The sequence below is a fragment of the Leptotrichia hongkongensis genome, from assembly GCF_041538065.1.
Classification (GTDB): Bacteria; Fusobacteriota; Fusobacteriia; order Fusobacteriales; family Leptotrichiaceae; genus Leptotrichia; species Leptotrichia hongkongensis.
Genome location: NZ_JBGORW010000001.1, coordinates 16,128 through 42,865, shown reverse-complemented (window position 1 = coordinate 42,865; position 26,738 = coordinate 16,128). Strand labels below are relative to the sequence as shown.

Genomic DNA, 26,738 nt, shown 5'->3' with positions numbered 1-26,738 from the left:
AAATAGAGAGAAATTTGAAAATATTATTCAAAAAACTCTCTATTTTTTAATCTCCAATTCTATTCAGTATTTGTATCTCCTGTAAATATTTTGCAATATTTAATGCACTTGATACTTGAATATGAATCAATGTTTTTCCGGTATTACTACTATAATTATTATTATCTGGAACAAATTTTATATACATCAAAGTTCCTGAATTATACAAAAATGTTGCTGAAGCATATGCATTTTGAAGTTTTGTATATCCTTTTCTCTTAGAATAAAGTTTTCTAATTTCAGCATCCATTTTTTTATGTTCTTTTACAGTTGTATCATATTCAAAAATTGAAGACATAAGTATATTTTTTGCAAAATAAAAACTCCCTCTTGCATAATTTCCAAAAGGATCTTTTACTTTTTCATAATAAAATACAGTATCGTCTACCCCATCATTATCACGATAATATTCCTTTTGCGGAACTACTTTTTTAAATTCTTCATAACTCATCAAAAGACTAATATCATCTGTAACTTTATGCATTGTCTTAAAATCGCTCCATTTATCTGGATTTGTAAATTTTGGTTCAGTAATGTATCCAAATCCTGTATATGCTGAATATGATAATGAATTAAAAATCAATACTGATAAAATTATTGTTTTTTTCATATTCCTCCATTAAACACCTAAATCCTATTTTTTTACTTTCTTATCAATTTCTTCCAAAAGTTTTTTTACTTTATTTTCTAAATTTTTATCATCTTTTATATAATTTAGTGCTTGTTTTAAATATTTTTCAGCTTCCGAATACTTTCCTTGAACAAAATAAAATGCTCCTAATTTAGAACTATATATTGTATCTTTTGGAAATTTATCCGCTAAGAATTTGAACATATATTCCGCTTTATCGTATTCTCCAATTTCAAGGTCCAATTGCCCTAAATTAAATATTGTTGCCGATATTAATTCAGTATCTTTTCTATCTCCTTTTTCTAACACATCAAGATAATATTTTTCAGCTTTTTTATATTCTTTTTTGTTTAAATATAAAGTTGCTAAATTATAATTTGCTCTTATATTTCCTTTTTTTATCGATTCCAAAAACATTTTTTCAGCATTAGAATAATCATTTTTCTTGTAATATTCATTCGCCTTCAAAAATTCTTCATCGCCATTTGCTGCATAAATTATTGAAAAACTAAAAATTAGTATCATCAATACTAAAAATTTATGTTTCATTTTCATCTCCTCTCAGTTTTTGTATAAATTTATATTTTTCAATATTTATCTTTAATCAAAAAAATTTATCTTTTCACATTGTCATATTTTTGCATAAAAAGTGTTGCGACATATTCATTTTTATTGTATTTTACGCCTCCAATTTCCACTTCTCCTGCCACATCTTTTAAATCAGAATATTGATTATATTCCCAGCCATTTTTACTTGTCTGTTCCAAAATTTTAGCATTCTTTTGATATGATAATTCAATTACTTCAACATTACCTCTATATCTATATTTTTTCAACAGTTGTAAAATCTGAACCATAGTATTTTCTTCGTTTTGTTCTATCAAAAAAGTTAATTTATTTGGAAGAGATTTGTTCATTCTCCAAATTTCTTCTATCAACTTTTCTGCAAATTTCTTCTCATCACTTTTATATCTAAAAGTAACCATGTCTCCTAATGATAGAGCTTTTGTTAACACCCCGCTTTGCTCTACAGTTCTTGCAATAGGATTTTTGAAATTATCATCCATTATAGTTATAACCACTTTCGGCATATAAACTTTTTTTTCTTTTGAAAAAGATAAAATTCCTAGTATTAAGAATAACAATAATATTATTTTTTTCATTTCTCCTCCTTTAATTATTTTTCTTTTTTATCTTTTAATTTTTTCTGAATAAACTTCACCATCAAGAATCCAGTTATTCCTCCTGCAATCATCGCAACAATTACTAATATTTCTTCCATATTATAGTTTACCTCCAAATCTTTCTAAAATCAATCATCTAATTTTTCTTCTTCTAATTTATCTTTGCTTTCAATTTTTCCTAATTTTCTAAAAAAAGCTAATATTAATCCTATTCCAGCTACCCCTCCAATAATTATCATGATATATGTTAATATCACTAAAATAGTATAATCTGTATCCATATTTAACTCATTCCTTTGCTTTTAAAATTATTGTCCTAATAACTTTTTAATCCCTTCAATCAGCAGAATATGCTCTTTTTCCAGCACTCTCTTTTGCAAAATTTCAGGCGTGTCATTCTCATAAACAGGTACTTTCACATTTGTTATAATTTCTCCTGTGTCTATTCCATTGTCTACAAAATGAATTGTGCAGCCACTTTCTTTTTCCTTGTTTGCGATTACAGCTTCGTGGACTTTTATTCCATACATTCCTTTTCCACCGTATTTTGGGAGAAGTGACGGATGAATATTTATAATTTTACGATTCCATTTGTTTATGAAATTTTCTGATAAAATTGACAGATAACCTGCAAGTACGATGTAATCTGTTCTTTCTGTATCATTTTCCAAAATAGCGTTTATTTCATCTGATAAATTTTTTCCAAATAATTTTTTATCGAGCATTATACTTTTTATCCCATGTTTTTCAGCTCTTTCCAGTCCAAAGCATTCCCTGTCGGCAATCACGTAGGAAATTTCACAGTTTAAGTTTCCATTTTCGATATTGTCGATTATTGACTGTAAATTTGAGCCTGAGCCTGATATAAACACTGCTATTCGAGTTTTTTTATTTTCTGAATTATCTTTTGAATTTTCAATTATTTTAGACATATTTTTTCATCACCTTTTCCAATATGTCCAATTTCATAAGCATTTTCACCATTTTGTCCTAAAATTTCAATCACTTTTTCCTTATCTTTTGCATCCACAATCAATACAAATCCTATACCCATATTAAATGTTCCCCACATTTCCTCTTCGCTTACTCTTGAAAATGCATCGTGCTTAAATAACTCGTGAATTTGAATTTTTGATTTTTGTATATTTGCACAAAGTCCGTCAGGTATTGTTCTTGGTACGTTTTCGATAAGCCCTCCACCAGTAATGTGAGCCATTCCGTTGATTTTTACTTCCTTCATTACAGCCTGAACTGGTTTTACATAAATCTTTGTTGGAGTCAATAAATGCTCTCCAATTGTTTTTCCATTATAAACTTCAGTAAAGTCAGTAAATAATTTTCTGATTAATGAAAAACCGTTACTGTGGGCTCCACTCGATGGAATTGCAATTAAAACATCATTTTCCTTAACATCTGAACCATTCACAATTTGATCCTCTTCTACCGCCCCTACTGCAAATCCTGCAATATCGTATTCACCTGGAGTATAAAATCCTGGCATTTCAGCCGTTTCTCCACCAATTAAGGCAGCTTCTGACTGCAGGCATCCTTCCACAACTCCGCTTACAATTTCAGCCGACACATTTGAATCTAATTTTCCGCAAGCTAAGTAGTCTAGGAAAAATAAGGGTTTCGCTCCGTGACATAAAATATCGTTTATACACATTGCTACGCAGTCTATTCCAACTGTATTGTAAATTCCTGTTTCAAATGCAACTTTTAATTTCGTCCCAACTCCGTCAGTTCCAGAAACCAGCACAGGCTTTTTATAATCTCCAAGTTTGTATAAAGCTCCGAAACTTCCCAAATCATTCATAACATTGGCATTATATGTACTTTTAGCACCATTTTTTATTTTTTCTACACTTTTGTACCCTTCTTCTTTATCTACTCCCGAATCTTTATAAGAAATTGACATTTTTTCCTCCTATTATATCTTTTATTCTACAAATATTTTAAAATTTTTATTATATTTCGTAGGAAAAAATTCCGTAATTTCATATTCTGCAATTTCATTTACATTAAATGGATCTTCTAAAATTATACTTTCTACTTCTGCTAAACTTTCTGCATTTAATAAAATTACACCGCCTGTTCTAGGATTTTTTCTTCCTGAACAAATGAATTTTCCCATTTCATAATATTTTTCCAAAAATTTTACATGTTCTTCTAAATATTTTTCAACTTCACTTACTTCTTTTATATAATTCAAACTTACAATATACATTTTTTCACCTCACTTCTTTAATTTCTCTAAAGCCTCTTTCTGAATTGGTGTCAATGAAGCATAAAATTCTTTTTCGTAATCACCCAATCCAGCTGGATAATCTCCATTAAAACATTCCATGCAAAGCCCTGTATAAGGTGCGTCAAAATCAAGCCCTATTGACTCAATCAGCCCATCTATGCTAAGAAATGCAAGCGAATCTGCTCCTATATATTCTCTTACTTCCTCAACAGTTTTATTTGCCGAAATCAATTCAGACGATTTTGAAACATCTATTCCATAAAAAATAGGAAATTTAAATTCTGGAGATGCAATACGGACATGTACTTCCTTTGCTCCCGCTTCTTTTAACAGCTGAACTATACGGCTTGAAGTTGTCCCACGGACTATTGAGTCATCTATCATAACTACAACTTTATCTTTTACAACGCTTTTTACAGCTGACAATTTCATTCTGACACCTTGCTCACGTAATTCCTGAGTTGGCTGAATAAAAGTACGTGCTACATATTGATTTTTAATTAATCCCATTTCATAAGGTTTTCCGATTTCCTCTGCATATCCACTTGCTGCTGACAATGATGAATTAGGAACTCCAATTATAATATCTGCATGTTCGACTGGGGCTTCCTGTGCCAATCTTCTTCCACATCTTTTACGTGACTTATGAACGTTTACTCCAGAAATATCTGAATCAGGACGTGCAAAATACACATATTCCATTGCCGCAATGGCAGTTGAAGTGTTTTCAGTATATTTTTCTATTCTATATCCACTTTCATCAATGATAGCAACTTCTCCAGATCTTATATTTCTAATAAATTCTGCTCCCACAATTTCCAATGCACATGTTTCACTTGCCAAAATATAAGCTCCATTTTTTGTTCTTCCTAGAATTAAAGGACGAAATTCAAATGGATCTACTGCCCCATACAATTCTGTCTGAGTTTGAATTACGAAAGAAAAGCCACCTTTTACTTGACGCAATGCATCTTTTAACTGGCTCAGAAAATCTTTTTCCTTGCTTCTTCTTATCAAGTGAACCAATACTTCAGTATCAGACGAAGAATGAAAAATTGCACCGTGTTCTTCTAGCTCTCTTTTTAACGTCCTTGCATTAATCAAGTTTCCATTGTGTGCCAAAGCAATGCTTCCATCAAAAAATTGGAATAAAAATGGCTGAATATTACGTTCACTGCTACTCCCAGAAGTTGCATACCGCACATGCCCTATGGCACTATTCCCTTCCAGACGATTAAATATTCTGTCATCATTAAATACTTCTGACACTAATCCAGGCCCACGATGTCCATTTACACGTTTTCCATCACTTACCACAATTCCTGCCGCTTCCTGCCCTCTATGCTGAAGGCTATGAAGCCCGTAATAAGTAAGTCTTGCCGCATCAGGATGTCCATAAACTCCAAATACTCCACATTCCTCATTCAAACTCTTAATCATTTGTAATTTTCCTCCATTTTTATTATAAACTATTCTAAATTTATAATTCTATTGATATTTTTATTATATCTCCTATTTATCCGACAACAAGTATTCGAGACTCTCTTACTAATATGTACTTAAATTCCTAAAAAATTTATTTCAGCACTTCTTCCAAACGACGTAAAACTTCACGATATGCTCCCATTACATCTCCTAAATCCTGTCTAAATCTATCCTTATCCAATTTTTTAAGTGTATCCTTATCCCATAATCTCATTGAATCTGGACTTATTTCATCAGCCAGCAAAATATTCCCATCCTTATCTCTTCCAAACTCAATTTTATAATCCACTAAAATCAAGTTCATTTTATCAAATAATTTTGAAAGCAAGTCATTTATCAAAAAAGTTTGCTTTTTAATCTCAGCCAATTCATCTTCAGTTACCAATTCCAAAGCCAAAGCATGATCATCGTTCAATAGCGGATCTCCTAAATCATCATTTTTATACGACAGTTCAAATGTAGGTCTTTTAAAAATTTTTCCTTCTTCCGCTCCATATCTTTTCACAAAACTTCCAGTCGCCCTATTTCTAATAATCACTTCCAAAGGCACAATTTCCACTTTTTTACAAAGTTGCTCCCTTTCATTCAAAGTTTCAATCCAGTGAGTTTTCACACCATTTTTTATCAAATATTCATAAATCAACGTAGAAATTTTATTATTCAAAATCCCCTTATCTTCCAACTGGTCTTTTTTTACCCCATTAAAAGCTGTTGCATCATCCTTAAAATACATAATTATTTCATCTGCTTTATCTGTTGAAAAAATTGATTTTGCTTTTCCTTCATAAATTTGTTCTCTTTTTTCCATTTTTTATTTCCTCCTAATTTCCACTTTTTAATATATTTTCTATTTTTTCTCTAATCTTTATAAATTTTTTAAATACTAATTTTTATTCAACTAACTCAACATTCATTAATTTAACCAAATTTATAATTCAATTTTTTTCTCATTATCCGCAATAAACTTAGCCTTCATTTCTTTTCTGAAATTAATCAGTTTTTCCTTAATTTCAGGATATTTCACCGCTAAAATCTGCACAGCCAGCATTCCTGCATTATATGAATTATCAATTCCAACTGTTGCCACAGGAATAGACTTTGGCATCTGTACAATTGAATAAAGTGCATCAAGCCCTCCAATCGCTCCATTTAAAGGTACGCCTACAACTGGAAGAATTGTCTTTGAAGCAATAACTCCTGGTAAATGTGCCGCAAGCCCAGCTCCAGCGATAATCACTTCAGCCCCTTTCTTTTCCACATCTGCAAGAACTTCCTCCAATTTTTCAGGAACCCTGTGAGCTGACAGTACATAAGCCTCGTACCCAATCCCAAATTCCTTCAGACAATTTGCTGCACCTCTCATTTTTTCAGTATCCGACTGACTTCCAAAAAATATTGCTACTTTCATTATAATTCCTCCTTCTAAGTTTATTATTTTACTATTAGATTTTGCCGTATATTTATATACATTTCAAGCGTGTTTACAACATTGTCAACTGCAAGTGCATTCAAATTATCATAATTTTTATTATCTATTTTATCCAATATTTTTTTAGATAATTCCACACCCTTATCCCCTTGCTCAAGTATTTTTATATACATATCTTTTTTTAAATGCATTGAATGTATTTTAGAATCCGTTGTTAATTCTTTTGTTTTTTTCAATTGTTTTTCTACTTCTGCTAAAATTAACTCTAATTCTGCCCTATATCTCTTCTGATTCTTTATATCAACATTAAATTTCTCATTTTTTCCAATAGAAATCTCATTCCAGTCATATAATCTGTCATCAAAAATTCCCATTAATAAATTTAATTTTCTTAAATTCATGTATAAATTATCATCAGATATGGAATTTGATATTATTGTTTTTTCTTCTTCGTAGTCTTCTTCTTTCACTTTCTTATTAAATGTTCTAAATATTTGTTTTCTTTTATATAAAATTTTTAAATATTCATCATTCAAAACTTTGCCTTTTGAATAATCATCTTTTTTATATTCTCCAGTTTCATAATAACTTCTAATTTCTTTTATTTTTGTCCTTTCTTCTCTTAGAACATTTATCCAATCCTGTACATACTTATCAAGTTCTGCTAATTTAGGCTCTTTTTTTTCTACTTTTTCAAGATTATCAATCTCTTTATAAAAAGTTTCTAATCCAACATCCATTACTTTTTCATATACAAGAAAATCCTCAATATTCTTAGGTGTTCCTTTTATAAAATTACCTTTTTCATCTAGGAAGCTCGACCTGTAAACATTATAATAGGCATCTTTATCTGGTGAATAAGCATAACCTGATAAAATCAGGCTATACTCACCTTTCTTGTTTCTTATATCTTGTTCCTTTAAGTATTCTTTATCATAATAGTTTGTCTTCTTATTTTCAGTTTTTTCTGGAAAATGTAATATTTTTTCTATCGTTATTCCATCTTCCTGATTTGAATGACAGTTTATAATGAATAGAAAAGTTATAATCACTAAGAATAATCGTTTTTTATTCATAATTTTATAAAAATTCCTCTCGATTAAAAATTTATTATTTATAAGAAAAAAGATATTATTTATTTAAAAAATTTTATTCCATTTCTAAAAATATTCTGCTCTTTATTTCCGTAAATATTTTTATAAACATTCTTTCCTTTTCTTTCAGAATGTCCCATTTTCCCAAAAATTCTACCATTATGAGCAAGCATTCCTTCAATTGCATAATATGAACCGTTTGGGTTAAATTGAGAATCCATAGTTGAATTTCCATCTAAACCTACATATTTTGTTGCAATTTGATTATTTTTGAATAATTTTTTGTATTCTTCCTCTGTAATAATTATTCTTCCTTCGCCGTGAGAAATCGGAACAGAGTGAATATCTCCCTCTTCCATATCAGAAAGCCACGGAGAGTTATTTGTTATAATTTTTGTCTGCACGATTTTTGACATATGTTTATCAATTGCGTTAAAGGTTAAAGTTGGTGAAGTTTCGTTCAATTCACGAATTTCCCCGTAAGGAAGTAATCCTGATTTTATAAGTGCTTGGAAACCGTTACAAATTCCTAAGATTAGTCCATCTCTCTTTAGTAAATTTTCCACAGCTTCTTTTACTTTTTTATTTTTTAGGACAGCAACCATAAATTTAGCAGAACCATCTGGCTCATCTCCTGCACTAAATCCTCCTGGCAGCATTAAAATCTGTGAATTATTAATTTCTTTAACAAAATTATCAATTGAATTTAAAATATTTCTATGAGACAAGTTGTTAAACACTCCTATTTTAGAAATTCCTCCTTCACGGTTAAATGCTCTTTCTAGATCATATTCTGAATTTGTTCCTGGAAATACTGGTATAAACACTCTAGGTTTTGCATAAGTGTTTGAGATATTACTAATTATATTTTCATGCTCAATTTTAGCAAGTTTTTCATATTTTAAGCCTTCACAATGTGCAATTTCATGCTCTTTTGCCACTTCTTTTTTTGTTGGGAAGATTTTTTCAAGTTTGTTTTCCCAATTTCCGATTAACTCATCCAATTCAAAAGTTATTCCATTTACAGCAATTTTGGCTTCATCAGTAACTTTTCCAAGCAACATCGCATTTTTATACTCAATATTTTCAGCAGTTTCCACAATAAATGCTCCGTAATTTACTTTAAACCAGTCATTTTCATCAATTTGTGCCAAAACATCCACACCCAGTTCATTTCCAAATGCCATTTTTGCAATGCTTTCTGCAATTCCACCATTTTTCACAGCCATAGCAGATACAATTTTTTTATTTCTTATATTTTCAGTTATAAAATCAAAGTTTGCCTTTAATTCATCAAGTTTTGGCAAGTCATTTTCATCATTTGGCGTTGTAATTAAGTACACATTGTTTCCAGCCTTTTTAAATTCGCTAGAAATCACATTTTCGGCATCTGTAACGCTTACTGCAAACGATACCAATGTTGGCGGTACAGAAATTTCGTTAAATGTTCCGCTCATTGAGTCCTTTCCACCAATTGACGGCAATCCAAAGGCTTTTTGAATGTGCAATGCTCCTAATAATGCTGATAATGGTTTACCCCATTTTTTAGAATCCTGCCCCAGTCTTTCAAAATATTCCTGGAATGTAAATCTGATGTTTTTGTAGTTTCCTCCACCAGCGACAACTTTTGCCATTGACTCAATTACAGCGTAAGCACCGCCATGGAATGTACTTTGTTTTGCAACATAAGGATTATATCCATACCCAACCATTGAAGAGACATCTGTTTCCGCATTAATTACAGACACTTTCTGTACCGAAACTTCCGCAGGCGTCAACTGATATTTCCCACCAAATGGCATTAATACAGTAGTTGCCCCGATTGTTGCGTCAAAAGTTTCAACTAATCCTCTTTGTGAAGCTACATTCAAATCTTTCAAGTTATTTACAAATTTGTTTCTAAAGTCATTTCCTTCAATTTCCCTGTTTAAATTCAATCTTGGTGTATTTTCAATTGTGATATTGATATTTGAAGCAGCTCCGTTTGTATTTAGGAAATCTCTTGAAATATCTACAATCGCTTTTCCATTGTATTTCATAACAAGCCTATTTGAATCGTTAATTTCAGCCACTTGATACGCTTCCAGATTTTCCTCATTTGCAAATTCTATAAATTTATCCAAGTTTTGTTTTTCAATAACAACTGCCATTCTCTCCTGCGATTCTGAAATAGCAAGTTCCGTACCATTTAGCCCAATATATTTCACTCTTACCTTATTCAAGTCAATTTCAAGCCCGTCAGCCAGTTCCCCGATTGCAACTGAAACTCCTCCAGCTCCAAAGTCATTACATTTCTTAATTAATTTTGTAACATTTCTGTTTCTGAAAAGTCTTTGAATTTTTCTTTCAACAATTGCATTTCCTTTTTGCACTTCAGCGCTTGATTTTTCTGAAGATTCTGTTGTATGCTCCTTAGACGATCCAGTTGCTCCTCCAATTCCGTCTCTTCCAGTTCTTCCTCCAAGTAAAATTACAATATCCCCATTTTCAGGCTTTTCACGAATAATATTTTCAGCAGGTGCCGCTCCCACAACTAGCCCCAGTTCCATCCTTTTAGCCTTATATCCTTCATCGTAAATTTCATTCACGTGAGTTGTCGCAAGTCCAATCTGATTTCCGTAAGAAGAAAATCCGTGTGAAGCTACTTGCGTAATAACCTTTTGTGGCAATTTCCCAGCCATTGTATCCTCAATTTTTTCAGTCGGATCAGCAGAACCGCTAATTCTCACAGCCTGATAAACATAAGTTCTTCCAGATAATGGATCACGGATTGCTCCACCAATACAAGTAGAAGCCCCTCCAAACGGCTCAATTTCTGTTGGATGGTTATGAGTTTCATTCTTAAACTGCAAAATCCATTTTTCAGTAACTGTATTCTTTTTCCCATTTTCATCAATTCTTTCAATTGGCACATCAATATAAATCGAACACGCATTTATCTCATCCGAAACTTCCAAATCTGGCAAGTTCCCATTTTTTCTCTGATCTTTTCCAAAAATTGTAGCAAGATCCATAAGAGTCATAGGCTTTTTAGAAATTCTGTCAGCATGAACGTACTCCCTGCTTTCCAAATACTCATTAATAGCCTTTTCAATAATATTTTTATAAGTTTCATTTTCAACTTTTATATCATCAATAATTGTTTCAAAAGTTGTGTGTCGGCAATGATCGCTCCAGTAAGTATCAAGAACACGAATTTCAGTTTCCGTAGGATTTCTTTTTTCCTCGTTTTTAAAATATTCCTGAATAAATAGCAAGTCATTCACAGTCATCGCCAGTTCCAATTCATTTTTAAGACTTTCGATTTCCTCTTTTGTTTTTTCAGTAAATCCTTCATAAACAATAACATCATCCGTATTTTCAGTTTCGACATTTTCACTTAGAACATTTAAATCTTTTTCTCTTGCCTCAACCTCATTTATATAATATTTTTTTATTCTCGCAAGTTCATCAGGAGAAATTTTTCCGTATAAAATTATCAATTTTCCGCTTTTTACGTTAATATTATTATCTTTGTCAATCAATAAATTTATACATTGAATTGCAGAATCCGCTCTCTGATCATATTGGCCCGGCAAAAACTCCACTGAAAAATACACATTTTCTGAATCTTTTTCCTTAAACACTTCGTCAAATGACCTAAAAACATTGTCAACGTTTATTTCCGAAAATACAGTTTTTTCCAATTTTTCCAAATCATTTTCACCCAAGTTAAATACATCATAAATATTCAAGACTCTTACATCAACAAGTCCATCTATCCCGATGTTCTCCTTCAAGTCACTAAACAAATTCTGTGCTTCCACTCTAAAATCTTCTTTTTTTTCCACAAAGATTCTATAATTCATTTTTTCTCTCCTTCTTTCTGCTATATTTTTTTATTTATATTAACTAATTTAAGACCTTTATTGTTTTTTATTAAATAAAGCTAAACAGTTACCATTGCCCTTCAAGATTAAACTTTTCTAAATATTTTTTAATATTTAATCATAATAGTTTATTTGAGTAAAATAAATACCAAGCAAAATTTCGTTAAAAGAAAAAGAACTGTTTGAGCTTTTACAAAACATTTTTAAAAAAATCTATTTTTGGGTATTAAAATAATTTATTCTCAAAAGCGAGTTTTCTTTTTCTTTTATAAGAAAGTTTTGCGTAAAGCGGGAGTGCAGAGGTATGGCGTATGATACCTCTGCATAAAAAAAGATTGTTATAAATAATAAATTAAAATAACTGTTATTAATCAAAATAATATAAAAAATAAAAAAATCTAAGTAAACAAAATTCACCTAGATTTCTGACACAAATTTATATATTTAATTTTTTTACATTTTATACATAACAAAGCAGACAATTTTACAATTTGTCCTGTAAAAAATATCTTGATTGCTCTTCTGACAAAAAAATTTTTTTTCATCTTTCCTCCACAACAAATTTAACTTTACAAACAATAATAAATACTTCACTTAAAATTTTGATATTTTTCATAAAATCTTCCACTTAATAAAAGTATAACAAAATTTTACTATTTTTTCAATACCTAAAAAATTATTTCCAGCACTCATCTTTAAACTCAGATTTTTTCATTCCTGAAACATATTTATTCCCTGTAACAAAATATCGTAATTCCTTTTCTGTCCAGATTCCTTTATTTGGAATACCTATTCTTGCTGAACTCTCGATATTTTTAGGTATTTTACTGTTCTCAAAATCAATATAAAGTATATTTTCTTCCATATTTTCAATATCATAAATTGATTTTTTTGATACTTTCTGAAATTTTTTCGTGATTTCACAAATCTTACTTTTGTTGAACACATCTCCGATTCCCATCGCCTTTGTCAATTTTCCAGGTCCATTGCTAATTAAAATTCCCTCTTTTCCTCTATTTTCAATCATTCTTTCAACATTTATCACAGGCTCAATTCCTCTAATTAATACTGCCTGTGGATTTCCTTCTTCACAACTTACAATATTAAGCATTTTATGTGTATGCATAGTATAAATATAAACTGTTCCCGCTTTCCCAAACAAGGCCTCAACCTTTGGAGTCAATTTTCCTTCAAATCCGTGACAAGCCCTATCTACTACTCCCAAATAAGCTTCCGTTTCTACAATATATCCTCCTAATAATTCATTATTTTTTTTTACGAGTATTAATTTTCCAAGTAAATTTTTTGCAAGCGAAACTGTATCCTGTTCAAAAAATTCTTTCATATTATGTATATTATTTTTTTTCATTTTTTCACCTTATATTTTTTAACTTTTAGATTAATAAAATTTTATAACATTCTTTTTAAGATTTCAACAAATAATTTTAATTATTTTATTTTATCTATTGACATTTAATTTTTTCAAGGTACAATATTATTGACATAGATGAAAGGATGTGATGATTTATGAAAATCATTATTAGCGGAAAACAACTTAAAATTACAGATGCAATTAAAACTTATACTGAAGAAAAAATAAGCAGAATTTCTAAGTATTCGGAAGCTATCACAGAAGTCGATGTTGTTCTGACAGTCGAAGACACAAAATCTGAAGGGCCAATTCATAAAGCTGACGGATTAGTTTATGCAAGCGGTACAAAGATAAAAATAGAAGCTGAAAACAAAGATCTGTATGCAGCAATTGATGACTTAGCTGACAGACTAGAAAGACAAGTCAGAAAATATAAAGAAAAACAAAAAGATTATAATAAAAAAGGTTCGCATTAATTATAATTTTTAAAAAATATTTTAAAAGTAAAAAAGTGTGATATATAAAAAAAGACTATTTTAGAACTTTAGAAGTTTTAGATTAGTCTTTTTTATATATTTTTGAATTTATCATAATACATCATACACTCAAACCTATTTTAAATTAAACTGCTAAAATTATATAAATTTATGGTTTGAGTAAAATAGTCATAGCTTTTGAGTTTAGTTTTAAATAAGTTTTACTATATAATCTATGTTATAAAAAAGAATATATTTTCTACTTGTGGAAAACCTGTAACTTTTTGATAATATTTATAAAAATAGTGAATGTTTCCAATATATTAGAAGTATACTTTCATTCTTCTGTGTTTTAATTTTGGTAACCTATTCTAATATTAACTATTTTTAGCGATATTAATTTTTTAAAAAATTATTCTCATATTATACCAAATCGCATTTCCATGCGTTGAGTCCGACAATCCTTCATTCACGAATCCAATTTTTTCATAAAATGAAACAAGTTTATCTTTACAAGTCAAAACAATGCCTTTCCTACCATCTTTTTTCGTATCTTCCACAACTCTTCTCAAAACTCTTTCAGCATAACCTTTCCTTCTAAACTCTGGAAGCGTATTCACTCCAAAAATCATTTGCCAATCGCCATTTTTATTATGTAAATCAGGATTTTCAAATATCTCATCCGTAAGAATCTCATTATCTATAGCCATGCCATTTACAAATGAAACAATTTCCCCAGCCTCATTTTCCAAAATCCAAAAAAAATCTGGATAAACTTCCAGTCTCTTACAAAAAATTTCTTCAGTTGCCGCTTCTGCTACAGGAAAACATTCCTGCTCAATTCTCGCCAATTCTTTCAAATCATTAATTGTAGCTTTTCTAATTTTCATCTTTTATCCTTTCTTTTTTATTTAAATATGAATTTTGTATATATTTATTATTTTTAAAAAGCTAACAAAAATAGTATTTTCTACTTTAAAAAAATATATAATATTTATGTTTATAAAATTTTTTTCAATTCACAAAATAATTTTTTATACAATTTCTCGTTTAATTTTTAACATCCACAATTATCTCTAATCAAAAATCACTTTCCATTTATCTCTATTTTCATTAGCTTTAAAACACATCTGTATCTGCTCAGCGGTAGTTTTATTAGTTGCAAGCTCTGGCAATTCATCAATTCCAAAATATTGACTATCAATTGTTTCTATATTTTTCTCAAATTTTCCACTAACATATTCACACAACACAAAAATTTTTGTTATGCCATAAGGAATTGCTTTTCCTTGATTTTTTGTTACATCCAGTAAGGCTACTATCATTTCTGCACTTGCTTCAATTCCAGCTTCCTCCTTAACTTCCTTTAGCACATTTTCCTTAACTGAAAGATGAACATCTGCCCATCCGCCTGGCAATGCCCATTTTCCATTACTCTCCTGAATTAGTAAAATCTTATTATTTTCAAAAATTGCAGCTCTAGTATCAATTTTAGGCGTCTGATATCCAACTTCATTGCAAAACAGATTTTTTACTTTTTCTATCGAAATATCAGTCTTATGAGCTACCATCTCTGCTGAAATCTCTCTAATTCTCTCAAATCGCTCAATATCAAACTTATCCTTTCCATACGCAAGTCCCGCTTGAGCCAGACTTTGCAATTCAATTGCCCAATTTAACCATTTTTCCTCTTCCACTTTTTTCTCTGATTTTTTTCCATCTTTCACCAATCATCACCCTCTATCAAAACTCTACTCCTCAACATCCACCTTTATTACTTCCCTCATAAACATCAAATACAAAAATAAAATTAAAAAGATAACACTAAAAATTGTTCTCAAAAGTGAAAGTTTCGGAAAAACAAAATTATTTATTATTAATTGCAGTATCACCATCATTATTGGTAAACTAACATCAATCCTTACAGAAACCTTTGCTTCTTTTCCCATCACCTTAATTTTCTTCACAACCTTTTTAAGTCCAGTCCTAAATATTGTAACTTCATGTTCTCCTTTTGAAACTTGGATTTCCAAATATTTTTTCCTAAATTCTATCGGATTCCCACCATCTATTCTTACTCTGTAACCAGTTGTACCGTTTTTATCAGCATTTTTTTCTTTTATATTCAGGTTGTTTATTATTAATTTTGGCATTTATTTACCCTTTCTTTTAAATTTATCGCATAATCAACTGCAAGCCATGTTTGAACTTCATTTTCTACATTTACATTTTCTAGAAAAGAAACTCCAAAACTAAAAATTTGATTCCTTGTTTTTTCAAAAATTACAATTTCAATTCCATTTTCCAAATACTCAATATCAAAATCATTATTATTCCCATCAGATTCTGCCATAGATAATCCAGAAGTTGTCCCTATCGTCAATTTCTCGTTATTAATTTCAAAAGAAATCGCTTCCAATCTCTCGCCACTCTCAACATAACTTTCATATTCAAAATCTGTTTCTAAAATACATTTTAAAAAATGTTTGTTTATTTTATCTACTTTTTCCTTTTTAAATTCATACTTCAATAAATATGTTTCAGTTTTCAAAAAAGATTTAGAATTTCGAATTTTAGAAAAATTAAACTCAACTTCTTTTTTATCCAAAAACATTCGTATATTTCCAAAAGGTGTTTTCAGCATAACTCTCTCACTTCATCTAATTTTCAACCTCAATTAACCCATATTTATCTATTTTTTAGTCTTCCAAAATTTCTTTTGCAAAGCTTCCTTCTTTTTCAGTTCCCAATAAAATTTCCTCAACAGTTGCCGCAATATCCGCAAAAGTTTTTCTAGTTCCAATATTTACATTCTTTTTAACATTTTTACCATAAATCATTATAGGTATATATTCTCTCGTATGATCTGTCCCTTTGTATGTAGGATCGTTTCCGTGATCAGCTGTGATAATCAAGATTTCATCATCTTTCAAGTTTTTCTCGATTTCAGGCAGCCAGTTATCAAATTCAATTAGAGCCTTTACATATCCTTCAACATTTCTTCTGTGTCCGTAAACAGCATCAAAATCAACTAAGTTAGTAAAAATCAATCCTTTTGTATCTTCCTTCAATGCAGCTATCGTTTTCTTAATTCCGTCTAGATTATCCTGATTAGCTTTTCTATTATCTGTAATTCCTTTTCCATTGAACAAGTCGCTCGTTTTTCCAATTCCCACTACATCAAGTCCAGCTTTTTCCAATCTTTCAAGCATGCTTTCTTTTGGAGGATCAATTGAAAAGTCGTGTCTATTCGCAGTTCTCTTAAATTCTCCTACTTTTTTACCAACATAAGGTCTTGCAATTACCCTTGCCACAGGTGATTTCTCATTACAAATTTCAAGTGCAATTTCACACGCCTTGTAAAGTTCTTCCAATGGTATAATTTCTTCATTTGCAGCAATCTGGAATACAGGATCTGCTGAACCGTAAACTATCCAGTTACCTGTTCTAATTTGCTCTTCCCCATATTGATCAATTGCGACAGTTCCTGAAATTGGCTTATTTAGCATAACTTTTCTTCCAGTTTTTTCTTCAAATTCCTTTATAACCTCATCTGAAAATCCATCTTTATAATTTGGAAATGGACGTTCTAGCGGTACACCAGCAATTTCCCAATGTCCAGTTGTTGAATCTTTTCCATGCGATACTTCAATCGCTCTTCCATAAGCCCCTTCAGCTTTCTCCACAGCTGGAGTCCCTTCAATCTCAGTAATATTTCCAAGCCCCAATTTCCCCATATTAGGCAAGCTCATTCCACCATACGCTTTTGCCATATTTCCTAAGGTATTTGACCCGCAATCATCAAATAAATTTGCATCAGGCAATTCTCCTGCTCCAACACTGTCTAGTACAATTAATGTAATTCTTTCTATTTTTTTCATTTTTTATCTTCCTTTCTTTTTTATTTAATTATATCTTTTATCTATTTTAAAAACAATTGATTTTAAGATTTTTTATAATATTTCTCTGCAATATCTGTTACATCTATGCTTACATCTAGTTCTGTATTTAAATATATTTTATCATCCTTTTTCAAAAATGCTTCCCAAATTTTCCCCGTATTCAAATAAACCATAACAATTTCAAAATCATTTTTTAAAATTTTTACTATTTCTCTATTTCTTAGTTTCGATATTTCTTTAAAAAAATTTTCAATATTATCATCTAATTTATCTATATCAACAAAATATATATCATAAAATAATTGTTTTTTATATTCTTCAAATGTATCAAAATATCCTTTAAAATTACTCAATCCTAACCACTGTAACAAAATATCTGAACAAGAAATTTTGTTTATTAAACTTATTTCTTCTTTAGACATCAACCTTAATAACTGCTGTTTAGTAAATTTTAAAGGTAAATATTTGTAATTGTGTTGATAAACTTTTTCTCGATACGGAACCATCAAAAAATTATTCTCAAATTTTACTATACCTGTATCACATTTATTTTTTATATCCCCATAATTAAATTCAAACACAAACTTATATCGTGCTTCTTCATTATAAGAAATTAATTCATACCAATATCCATAATAAACAATTTCATTATTTTTCATAATTTGAAGATAATCCTCATAGCAACTATCATAATAATTTTCATCCCAAGTAATTATACTTATATCCATTTTATCTCATCCTGTTTATATTAATTAATTTATTCTTGAATTATCATAATTTTTTATAATTCTTAAATATTTAAAAATTTAAATTTTATTTCTTCCTATACTTTCTCCCTTTCTTCTCTCCAAATGCCTCCAAAATACCATTTTTCACAAGTTTATTCAAAAATCTTCTAACTGTTGAATCTGAGATGTTTAAAATTTTTTGAGCCTCATTATTCTCAATATAATTATTTTTCTCAAAATACTCTTCCAGTATTTTCAGCCTTTGTAACTCTTTATCAGTCATTTTATCAGTCAAAATATCAGTCATTTTTAAGTCATTTTTTTGCAATTCTTCCAGAGTTTCTTTTATGATTTCGAGAATAAATGTAATAAATGGTGTAGATTCTCGAATATTATTCGATAAATTTATAGCTTCATAATACTTCTGCTGTTTTTTCTGAATCAAAGTTTCAATCGGAAGCCAAGCAAAAAACTCCTTCCACTTTGATAGGATTAATGTATTCCAAAGACGTCCTAACCTTCCATTTCCATCTTGAAATGGGTGAATAAATTCAAATTCATAATGAAATATGCAAGCCTTTATTAGTGGATGAACTTTACTTTTTTTCAACCACGAAAAAAGCTGGTCGATTAATTCAGGAATATATTGAGGTGGTGTCCCTGCATGAATCAGCTGACTTCCCTGATAAACTCCTGCTCCTTTTGTACGAAATGTACCACTTTCATTTATTAATTCAGCTGTCATTATTTTATGAGCCTTGAGTAAATCTTTAATCGAATATGGATTTAATAGATCTAATTTTTCATATATTTCATAAGCATTCTTAACTTCTTTTATATCCTTTGGTGGAGCTAAAATTCTTTTCCCATTAATCACATCTGTCACTTGCTCAAATGTCAGTGTATTTTGCTCTATCGCAAGTGATGAATAAATTGTTTTTATTCTATTTTCTCTTCTCAAAACTGGATTTGAAGATAGTTTTTCTGAAACTATAATCATTCCTGTTAATTCAGTAATCTGAGCTACAAGCTCAATTATCTCATTTGTAATCTCAAATGGTGGACTATAACTATATTCTTTTCCCATTTTAAAACTATTCCTTATCATTTTTTTTCACAATATTTCTAATTTCTTCTATTATATACAATAGTAAATTTAACAACCATTCTTCTTTTTTATAATCATTCATTGATATTCTTGCTGATATTTCAAGATTATATTTTTCTTCCATCAACAAAAATTACAACGATACTTTGTCATTCTATATTATTATCAATCAATTCCAAATATTCATTTCCCCAATCGCATAAAGTTTTTAATACAGGCTCAATAGAACTGCCTATTTCAGTCAGAGAATATTCAACTTTTGGAGGAATTTCAGGATAAATAGTTCTTTTTATTATTTTTTTATCTTCAAGTTCTCTCAATTGCTCTGTCAAAGTTTTTGTAGTAATATTTCCCAGGTTTCTTTGCAATTCATTAAATCTGACCACTTTTTTAATATACAAATTCCATAAAATCCTTAATTTCCATTTCCCACTGAGTATGTTTATTCCTAACTCCATTGGACAAGCGTTTGAAACTGCTTCTGTTTTTGACATATTTTTCCTTCCTTTAATAAAGTATCAAAAAAGATACTTTATATCAAAAATGTGCGTACTTGTATTGATTACAAGAGGTATGTTATACTTTATTATATCAAAAATAATAGAAAGATGAAAGGGTGAGAAGATATGATAATAGATAGTCACCAACATTTAATATTGCCAACAGAATTACAAATTGAACAAATGAATAAAGCAGGAGTAGACAAGGCAATACTTTTTACAACGACTCCACATCCTGAAAAAGCTAAAACATTGACTGAATTTAAAACTGAGATGTCAATTTTATTTAAAATTTTAGGAGGAGAAAATTCTCTTGAAAATAATAAAAAAAGATTTAAAAAGGATATTTCTGATTTAATGAAAGTGATAAATAATTACCCTGATAAATTTTATGGCTTTGGAACCGTTCCACTTGGATTATCCCTTGAAGAAACTCAAATCTGGATAAAACAATATATTATTGACAATGGATTAAAAGGCGTTGGCGAATTTACACCTGGAAATGATGAACAAGTAAGCAAATTGGAAACAATTTTTAAAGCACTAAAACAATATGAAAACTTTCCCATATGGGTTCACACTTTTAATCCAGTCACTCTAAACGGTATAAAAATTCTTGAAAATCTCACAAGAAAATATTTCAAAACACCAGTAATTTTTGGACATATGGGAGGCTATAACTGGATGGAAGTAACAGATTTTGTAAAAAATACACCAAATGCCTACATTGATTTATCCGCTGCTTTTTCTACACTCGCATTAAAAATGATAATAACAGAAGTTCCTGACAAATGTCTATTTAGTTCTGACGCTCCTTACGGTGATTCATTTTTAAATAAACAGGCAATAAAATATTTAAGTCCATCTAAAAAAATATCAGATAAAATACTTGGAGAGAATATCATAAAATTATTGGGATTAAAATAAATTTTAACAGGGGTATTCTTACCATACCCCTATTTATCTTCAAAATTTTTCTACATTGACTAAAAATTTACTCCTGATTTAAAATAAAAAGCTTTTTTAAAATTTAAATAGGCGTATAAGGATATAAGTTGTGTCTGAAAACTCAAAATCTATGTTATTTTTAATATTTTTTGATTTTAGAAATCACACAAAGTACAATAAAATCAGTATTTATTATTTTTGAATTTAGAAAAATTTATTAAAAATTCATCATTTTGAGAGTTTTAAGACATACCCTAATTCAAAAAATCTCAAAATCATTTCCAATAGATTTATTCTACTTCCAACACCGCCATATACGGCAAATGATCCGACAATTTTGTCCATTCCTGCGAATCATCATTTATAAAAAAACTTTGCTTAGTTCTGTAATTCGCATCTTTTTTTGCCATTATATAGTCAATTCTCTGGGTTTCAAGATTTCTGTTTTCAAGATTTGATTTATTTTCTAAATCCTTGCCTTCAAAATAAGTGTCATTCCAGTTTTCAGTAATTTTACGATAATGCTCTGTTGTTGGCAAAAGGTTAAAATCACCGCATAAAAATTTTATATCTCCCTTAAAATAATCTATAACTGTCATCAAATCATCAATTTGGGTACTTTTTACTGTAGGTTCATAATCTAGATGAGTATTTATAACCAAAATATGTTTTTTATACTTTGAACTAATTTGTGCCGCCAAAACCTGTCTTTTTTCATTTCCAGCAGACGGCAGCTCGTGAACATATATATTTTTCACATCATATTTGGAAACAAACGCAATTCCAAACTCCCCTTTGTCAAAATCCATCGCCTTTTGAAAATAATAATAATTATACCCAAGTTCAAGTGCAAAATCCTGCGTTACATCACGAAAATTACTTCTTTTCGTATTTTTATCAACTTCCTGCAATGCAACAAAATCAGGCTTATATTTTTTTATGCTTTTTGCCAATTTTTTCCCATCCGCAAGCCTTGCTCCATAAATATTGTAAGTCATTATTCTAAATTCCATTTTTTATTTCCTATCCTTTTTATTTTATCTGTATAATCAATTAGTTCCCTATTGATTAAAACCATTCCAGCTCATCTTTAGTCAAATATTCATAACTTTGATTTTTATCTTTTCCATCTCCATTTGAAAGCACTTCAAATGTATTGTAATCAGCATCTTCTAAAATTTTTCCCTTAAAATAAATATTTTTATCATCTTTTATAAACCATTTATTCAGAACTTCTACTTTATCTTTATTAATTCCTTCTACTTTAAATCCTATCCAAGTATATGTACCAAAACTACTTAAAAATATCCTATTTACATAATAAACATTATATTTGTCTTTTCCATAAAATGAATCAGTATTTATAGTATCTGATAAAAATTCGAATGTTTCAGGATTTTCTATTTTATCAAGTTTCCAAAGTCCTATGCTGCTATTTCCTATATACACATTATTTTTATCTTTCGCAAAATCTTCATTTAAAACTTTAAAGCTCATAATATCAGCATTTTCTATTTTTTTATCCCGATAATAAATTTTATTATCATTTTTCCAATAATTCTGCCCTAATTTTTCAAAATTTTTAATTTTTACATCTTTTATTTTTTCACCCATGTAATAAACATTCTTATCATCTTTTAAAAGATAAAATCCTATCAACTCAGCAGTTTTCGGATTTGCTCCTTCCAAAATTTTATTTTTGTAATAAACCTTTCCTTTATCTATCGAATAATAATCTCCTATAATTTGTGCAACATCTCCAAATCCCACATTTGCCAAAATTAATAATAATACTATTTTTTTTAAAATTTTTTTCACAAGTTATCCTCTCTTCAAATCCAAAATTTATTTAATAAACTTGTTTCCCAACTTAATATTTTTTATCTTTAACAAATATTTTCAAATTTTTTTACAAAAACACTCTAATCAACATGCTTTTTCAACTGGCTCTTATGGATAAATCCTCTATATTCTTTAACTTTCCACTCTTTCTCAAGGTCAGAAGGATAATCAGCAAAGTAAACATAATACCAGTCTCCATATTTTGTAACATATTTTATAACTGTTTCATTGTTTAATTTCAAAACAATTTTTGAATCTGTAGTCGGCTTTTCACATATATTGGCATATCCGTCCTTTGAACTTATTTCATATTTTTTCAAGTCACCTACTTCATCTAAATACAGTTCATCAAAATCATCTAAGTCATCCAAATTTTTTTCACTTCAAGTTTTGTAATTTTTGATTTTGTACCATCAATTTTTTTTATTTCAGTAACTTAAGCATAAACTGTCGTAAAATGACATTCAGTGTATGGAGTTACTTTTTTTATTTTAACAAGAATTATTATCTCCTCGCTTTATAATCCTTCTTTTATTAAATTCTAAAAATATATAGTTTCTCAAGAAGTCTATTATTTATTCCTATTTACTGACTAAAATTTAATAGCCAGCCTTTTCACTTTCCAGTCCTGTTACAATAGCGATTCCTGAACTTGTTCCTAGTCTTGTTGCTCCTAATTCAATATATTTTTTTGCAGTTTTAAGGTCTTTCACTCCACCACTTGCCTTTACTTCCGCTTTATCTCCAACAGTTTTTTTCATAAGCTCTACATCTTCAAATGTAGCTCCTCCTGTTCCAAATCCTGTCGAAGTTTTTACAAAATCTGCCTTTGCATTAACTGATAATTCACATGCTTTCACTTTTTCATCATCAGTCAAATAGCAAGTTTCGATTATAACTTTCAAAACATTGCTTCCAATTATCTCTTTTATTTTTCTAATTTCATTTTCCACTAAACCATAGTCCTTATCCTTCAATGCTCCAACATTAATAACCATATCAATTTCCGAAGCACCGTCTTCAATCGCTTTTTTCGCTTCAAACACCTTCACATCAGTCGCCATCGCTCCCAAAGGAAACCCAACTACTGCTGCAACTTTCACATCGCTGTCCTTAACTTGACTAAAAGCATATTCAACATTCGCCCCATTTACACAAACTGAATAAAATCCATATTCTTTCGCTTCATCGCATAATTTTTTTACATCTTCCTTTGTAGCTGCTGCTTTCAAAATTGTATGATCAATAAATTTGTTTATTTCCATTATTATCATTCCCTTTCCTTAATTTGTTGTTTATTATTTTTATTCTACTATAAGTATACCGAGTTTTTCTCCTTTTAGCAACTTTATTTTAAATAAACAAAAAAATACCTCCAAGCCTTTCAGTTTTTTGGTATTTTAATTAAAACAAATTACATTTTATTTTTAAATACTCCTGCATTATTTAAAACTTTATCTTTTACTTCATTTGTAGCATCTATTTTTTGATATAACGTAGGAGTCCAATCTACTTTTGTTAAACTTTCATCAAATTTATCAATCTTCTGTCCATTAAATATATTATTAACAGTTGTAAGTTCTTTTCCACCAAAGACTTTTACAAAATCTTTATAATCTCTGCCTTCTATATCTGCAACATTGTTTTCAGCATATATTTTTGAATTTTTTCCAACTCCTAAAGAATAAGAATAACTATACTCGCTATTTTTGTTGTCTGATTGATAATAATTATTATACACATGAACCTTTCCAAATCTTACTCTTGGTACTCTCTGAACTAAATTATGAAAATAATTATGGTGTAAAGTCACATTCAATTTCCCTTCATCCGCTACTTTTGAATCACTACTACCTATCAAAATTGCTTTATTATGATTTTCAAAAATATTATATGATAAAGTTATGTAATCTGATTGATTTGTTATATCAACTAAACCATCTCTATGCTCATATTTACGACCAAAATATTTTTCAACAGTTTCAGGTCCATCTTGAAAATGACAATGATCTATCCAAATATGAGTACCACCCTTTATTGAAATACTGTCATACTGAGAATTCCAGTTCCCTTCTTTTCCATCTTTCGGATCCCATGATGGAAAATAATCATAAGGAGATTCGAACATTATATTTCTTACAATTACATTATCAGAATCTATTATTAAATCTACACCTTTTAATTTTGCATTTTCAATTCCAATTATACTTGTATTAGCAGGAACATGAACTGTTATATTTTTACTTTGATTTTTTTGAGATTGTCCTCTTTTTGCTTCCTGATCTTCTTTCAAACTTTTAGATGCTGAACTTTGAGAAGCATGAGTTTCCAAATATTTTTCAAAATCATACCCTTTAGCCATATAATCATCCCTCTTTAAAGTCTTACCATTATCATCTGTATCAAAATCTATCGTCCCATATATCATCAAAATCTTAGGCTCCGAATTTTTCCTATTTCCAATTGCTGCAACAAACTCTTTCTTATTTGTAACTTTAAATATATTTTTCTGAACAGCTTGAGCTCCACCCGTAGTTCCTTTACCTTCTGAAGCAAATCCATCATTTTTAGCTAATACTTCTCGTATAAAATCAGTTTTTTCAGCCGAACACAATACTGAAGAAATCATTAAACTAATTACTAAAATTATTTTTTTCATACTTTCATCTCCTTTGTATTTTACTAAAATATCCTCTCTTTGTATTTACATTAAATCATTATAATCAATTGCTGATTCTAAATAAGAAAATAAATTTTTTTTAATTAGTGTCATTCGTATTTGTCATAAAATCAATCTTCCATATATGTACATATATAATATATAGTACACAAAAAAAGTCAATACTTTTTTCATATTTCAATTTTTAGCAACTATCTTTTAGCAATTGCAGTAAAAGTAAATTTATCAGGATGATAAGTTATTGTTTCATATTGGAAAAGATTTCCGTTGGATAAATAGGCGTAAGTTTCAATGACTACAACTCTGTCAATATTTTCAAGATTTATATGACGTCTTTCCTCATCTGTTGCACTTCTGAACTTTATTTCCCGTCTTGAATACGATATTTTTAAATTTAGTTCATTTTCCAGATATTCATAAATAGACTTGCTGGCTATTTCATCATTTAGATAAGTGACTATTTTTCTATCAAAATAAGAAGTGGCGTACTGAACAACTTCGCCATTCAAGGAATATGTACGGACAACCTTGTAAAAATCAGCAGTTTTAGAAACATTAAATTTTTCCATCAGTTCCTCGACACCTTGTACTATATATAGACTAACTAAATTTGCCTTGACATCTATATTTTTTATCTTATTCAATTCCTGAAATGTCTGTATTGAAGTAAGCGAAATATTTTTCAAATCCCCTTTTTCAACCACAATTGACCTTTTACCTTTTATTTTTTGAATATATCCTTCCGATTCCAGCAAAGCAAGTGCTTTTCTCACAGTAAGCACAGAGCAGGAATATTCTTTGGCAAAATCTGCTTCCTTTTGTAAATAATCTTTTGGCTTTAATTTTCCATCTTTAATTTGTTTTTTTATATTGTCATATACTTCTTTATATTTACTCATTTTTTACCTTTCCAAAATTATAGTCAATTCTTTTAAAGTTTGAAGCAAGAATATGTAAAAACACGAAATTGTCTATATCCAACCTTCTACTCTCGTTCTAAACTGGAATACTATAATCCCTTTAACATCGTATTTCTTTTTTATAATTTGAATGAAATAACTACAACTTTTAAAGTTAATTTATTATAATTATACTTTAAAATATTAAAAATAACAACTATAACATATCATTTATTTTTTACAATAGATATATATAGACCTATTGACTTTTTAAAAAGATATGATATAATTTGATTGTATAAAA

30 protein-coding genes are annotated in these 26,738 nt (G+C 29.3%); 2 read left to right on the top strand and 28 right to left on the bottom strand.

What is annotated here, in order from left to right:
* Positions 1 to 46: 46 nt before the first annotated feature.
* The 13 genes from ACEG17_RS00200 to ACEG17_RS00140 form a co-directional block, all read right to left on the bottom strand.
* Positions 47 to 649, bottom strand: coding sequence for a hypothetical protein (locus ACEG17_RS00200; protein ID WP_372582095.1), 603 nt, complete (start codon positions 647 to 649; stop codon positions 47 to 49).
* A gap of 24 nt (positions 650 to 673) precedes the next feature.
* Entirely contained in the window at positions 674 to 1,219 is a 546-nt protein-coding gene (locus ACEG17_RS00195; protein WP_372582094.1) for a tetratricopeptide repeat protein, read from the bottom strand.
* Between the two features lie 65 nt (positions 1,220 to 1,284).
* The gene (locus ACEG17_RS00190; RefSeq protein WP_372582093.1) at positions 1,285 to 1,833 is read right to left on the bottom strand and encodes a hypothetical protein; all 549 of its coding nucleotides are present in this window, start codon (positions 1,831 to 1,833) and stop codon (positions 1,285 to 1,287) included.
* A 149-nt stretch (positions 1,834 to 1,982) separates the two neighbouring features.
* Positions 1,983 to 2,135, bottom strand: a complete 153-nt coding sequence (locus ACEG17_RS00185; RefSeq protein ID WP_372582092.1) for a hypothetical protein — start codon at positions 2,133 to 2,135, stop codon at positions 1,983 to 1,985.
* 27 nt (positions 2,136 to 2,162) lie between these two features.
* On the bottom strand, positions 2,163 to 2,786 hold the full coding sequence (gene purN / locus ACEG17_RS00180; protein ID WP_299573122.1) for a phosphoribosylglycinamide formyltransferase: 624 nt from the start codon (positions 2,784 to 2,786) through the stop codon (positions 2,163 to 2,165).
* A complete protein-coding gene (gene purM / locus ACEG17_RS00175; RefSeq protein WP_372582091.1) occupies positions 2,774 to 3,772 on the bottom strand; it encodes a phosphoribosylformylglycinamidine cyclo-ligase in 999 nt (332 codons plus the stop codon). The genes purN and purM overlap by 13 nt, the downstream gene beginning before the upstream one ends.
* A 21-nt stretch (positions 3,773 to 3,793) precedes the next feature.
* Entirely contained in the window at positions 3,794 to 4,081 is a 288-nt protein-coding gene (locus ACEG17_RS00170; RefSeq protein WP_372582090.1) for a YciI family protein, read from the bottom strand.
* Between the two features lie 9 nt (positions 4,082 to 4,090).
* Positions 4,091 to 5,542, bottom strand: coding sequence for an amidophosphoribosyltransferase (gene purF, locus ACEG17_RS00165; protein ID WP_372582089.1), 1,452 nt, complete (start codon positions 5,540 to 5,542; stop codon positions 4,091 to 4,093).
* A 136-nt stretch (positions 5,543 to 5,678) separates the two neighbouring features.
* Positions 5,679 to 6,395 carry a phosphoribosylaminoimidazolesuccinocarboxamide synthase gene (gene purC / locus ACEG17_RS00160; RefSeq protein WP_372582088.1) on the bottom strand — a complete coding sequence of 239 codons (717 nt, stop codon included), beginning with the start codon at positions 6,393 to 6,395 and terminating at the stop codon, positions 5,679 to 5,681.
* A 120-nt stretch (positions 6,396 to 6,515) separates the two neighbouring features.
* Positions 6,516 to 6,995 (bottom strand): 5-(carboxyamino)imidazole ribonucleotide mutase, encoded by a 480-nt coding sequence (gene purE / locus ACEG17_RS00155; RefSeq protein ID WP_372582087.1) that lies wholly within the window; start codon positions 6,993 to 6,995, stop codon positions 6,516 to 6,518.
* A gap of 23 nt (positions 6,996 to 7,018) precedes the next feature.
* Positions 7,019 to 8,092 (bottom strand): YiiG family protein, encoded by a 1,074-nt coding sequence (locus ACEG17_RS00150; RefSeq protein ID WP_372582086.1) that lies wholly within the window; start codon positions 8,090 to 8,092, stop codon positions 7,019 to 7,021.
* A 59-nt stretch (positions 8,093 to 8,151) separates the two neighbouring features.
* Positions 8,152 to 11,958: a phosphoribosylformylglycinamidine synthase gene (locus ACEG17_RS00145; RefSeq protein ID WP_372582085.1), complete on the bottom strand. Its 3,807-nt coding sequence runs from the start codon at positions 11,956 to 11,958 to the stop codon at positions 8,152 to 8,154.
* Positions 11,959 to 12,655: 697 nt separating this feature from the next.
* Positions 12,656 to 13,348, bottom strand: coding sequence for a DNA-3-methyladenine glycosylase (locus tag ACEG17_RS00140; protein ID WP_372582084.1), 693 nt, complete (start codon positions 13,346 to 13,348; stop codon positions 12,656 to 12,658).
* A 158-nt stretch (positions 13,349 to 13,506) separates the two neighbouring features.
* Between ACEG17_RS00140 and hpf the strand changes: the two genes are divergently transcribed.
* Positions 13,507 to 13,827: a ribosome hibernation-promoting factor, HPF/YfiA family gene (gene hpf / locus ACEG17_RS00135; RefSeq protein WP_147005245.1), complete on the top strand. Its 321-nt coding sequence runs from the start codon at positions 13,507 to 13,509 to the stop codon at positions 13,825 to 13,827.
* Between the two features lie 404 nt (positions 13,828 to 14,231).
* Here the strand turns inward: hpf and ACEG17_RS00130 are convergent, their stop codons facing one another.
* The 9 genes from ACEG17_RS00130 to ACEG17_RS00090 all read right to left on the bottom strand — a co-directional run bounded on the left by ACEG17_RS00130 (position 14,232) and on the right by ACEG17_RS00090 (position 20,059).
* Complete coding sequence (locus tag ACEG17_RS00130) at positions 14,232 to 14,717, bottom strand: GNAT family N-acetyltransferase (RefSeq protein ID WP_372582083.1); 486 nt, start codon at positions 14,715 to 14,717, stop codon at positions 14,232 to 14,234.
* 186 nt (positions 14,718 to 14,903) lie between these two features.
* Positions 14,904 to 15,554, bottom strand: coding sequence for an NUDIX hydrolase N-terminal domain-containing protein (locus tag ACEG17_RS00125; RefSeq protein ID WP_372582082.1), 651 nt, complete (start codon positions 15,552 to 15,554; stop codon positions 14,904 to 14,906).
* 24 nt (positions 15,555 to 15,578) lie between these two features.
* On the bottom strand, positions 15,579 to 15,980 hold the full coding sequence (locus ACEG17_RS00120) for a hypothetical protein (protein ID WP_372582081.1): 402 nt from the start codon (positions 15,978 to 15,980) through the stop codon (positions 15,579 to 15,581).
* Positions 15,968 to 16,471 carry a hypothetical protein gene (locus ACEG17_RS00115; RefSeq protein WP_372582080.1) on the bottom strand — a complete coding sequence of 168 codons (504 nt, stop codon included), beginning with the start codon at positions 16,469 to 16,471 and terminating at the stop codon, positions 15,968 to 15,970. The genes ACEG17_RS00120 and ACEG17_RS00115 overlap by 13 nt, the downstream gene beginning before the upstream one ends.
* Positions 16,472 to 16,526: 55 nt before the next feature.
* Complete coding sequence (locus ACEG17_RS00110) at positions 16,527 to 17,708, bottom strand: phosphopentomutase (RefSeq protein ID WP_299574719.1); 1,182 nt, start codon at positions 17,706 to 17,708, stop codon at positions 16,527 to 16,529.
* A gap of 62 nt (positions 17,709 to 17,770) precedes the next feature.
* Positions 17,771 to 18,457: a hypothetical protein gene (locus ACEG17_RS00105; RefSeq protein WP_372582079.1), complete on the bottom strand. Its 687-nt coding sequence runs from the start codon at positions 18,455 to 18,457 to the stop codon at positions 17,771 to 17,773.
* Positions 18,458 to 18,542: 85 nt separating this feature from the next.
* Entirely contained in the window at positions 18,543 to 19,544 is a 1,002-nt protein-coding gene (locus ACEG17_RS00100) for a Fic family protein (RefSeq protein ID WP_372582078.1), read from the bottom strand.
* Between the two features lie 7 nt (positions 19,545 to 19,551).
* Positions 19,552 to 19,689 carry a hypothetical protein gene (locus ACEG17_RS00095; protein WP_372582077.1) on the bottom strand — a complete coding sequence of 46 codons (138 nt, stop codon included), beginning with the start codon at positions 19,687 to 19,689 and terminating at the stop codon, positions 19,552 to 19,554.
* Between the two features lie 25 nt (positions 19,690 to 19,714).
* Positions 19,715 to 20,059, bottom strand: a complete 345-nt coding sequence (locus tag ACEG17_RS00090; protein ID WP_372582076.1) for a winged helix-turn-helix transcriptional regulator — start codon at positions 20,057 to 20,059, stop codon at positions 19,715 to 19,717.
* Between the two features lie 132 nt (positions 20,060 to 20,191).
* Between ACEG17_RS00090 and ACEG17_RS00085 the strand changes: the two genes are divergently transcribed.
* On the top strand, positions 20,192 to 20,992 hold the full coding sequence (locus tag ACEG17_RS00085) for an amidohydrolase family protein (RefSeq protein ID WP_372582075.1): 801 nt from the start codon (positions 20,192 to 20,194) through the stop codon (positions 20,990 to 20,992).
* A 311-nt stretch (positions 20,993 to 21,303) separates the two neighbouring features.
* Here ACEG17_RS00085 and ACEG17_RS00080 read toward each other — a convergent pair whose 3' ends face one another.
* From ACEG17_RS00080 to ACEG17_RS00055, 6 genes are all read right to left on the bottom strand, one after another.
* Positions 21,304 to 22,026 (bottom strand): endonuclease/exonuclease/phosphatase family protein, encoded by a 723-nt coding sequence (locus ACEG17_RS00080; protein WP_372582074.1) that lies wholly within the window; start codon positions 22,024 to 22,026, stop codon positions 21,304 to 21,306.
* A gap of 55 nt (positions 22,027 to 22,081) precedes the next feature.
* Positions 22,082 to 22,831 carry a DKNYY domain-containing protein gene (locus ACEG17_RS00075; protein ID WP_372582073.1) on the bottom strand — a complete coding sequence of 250 codons (750 nt, stop codon included), beginning with the start codon at positions 22,829 to 22,831 and terminating at the stop codon, positions 22,082 to 22,084.
* A 104-nt stretch (positions 22,832 to 22,935) separates the two neighbouring features.
* Positions 22,936 to 23,226: an SH3 domain-containing protein gene (locus ACEG17_RS00070; RefSeq protein WP_372582072.1), complete on the bottom strand. Its 291-nt coding sequence runs from the start codon at positions 23,224 to 23,226 to the stop codon at positions 22,936 to 22,938.
* Between the two features lie 228 nt (positions 23,227 to 23,454).
* Entirely contained in the window at positions 23,455 to 24,120 is a 666-nt protein-coding gene (deoC, locus tag ACEG17_RS00065; RefSeq protein ID WP_372582295.1) for a deoxyribose-phosphate aldolase, read from the bottom strand.
* A 149-nt stretch (positions 24,121 to 24,269) separates the two neighbouring features.
* A complete protein-coding gene (locus ACEG17_RS00060; protein WP_372582071.1) occupies positions 24,270 to 25,514 on the bottom strand; it encodes a pectate lyase family protein in 1,245 nt (414 codons plus the stop codon).
* 212 nt (positions 25,515 to 25,726) lie between these two features.
* On the bottom strand, positions 25,727 to 26,434 hold the full coding sequence (locus ACEG17_RS00055; protein WP_372582070.1) for a GntR family transcriptional regulator: 708 nt from the start codon (positions 26,432 to 26,434) through the stop codon (positions 25,727 to 25,729).
* Between the last annotated feature and the right edge of the window lie 304 nt (positions 26,435 to 26,738).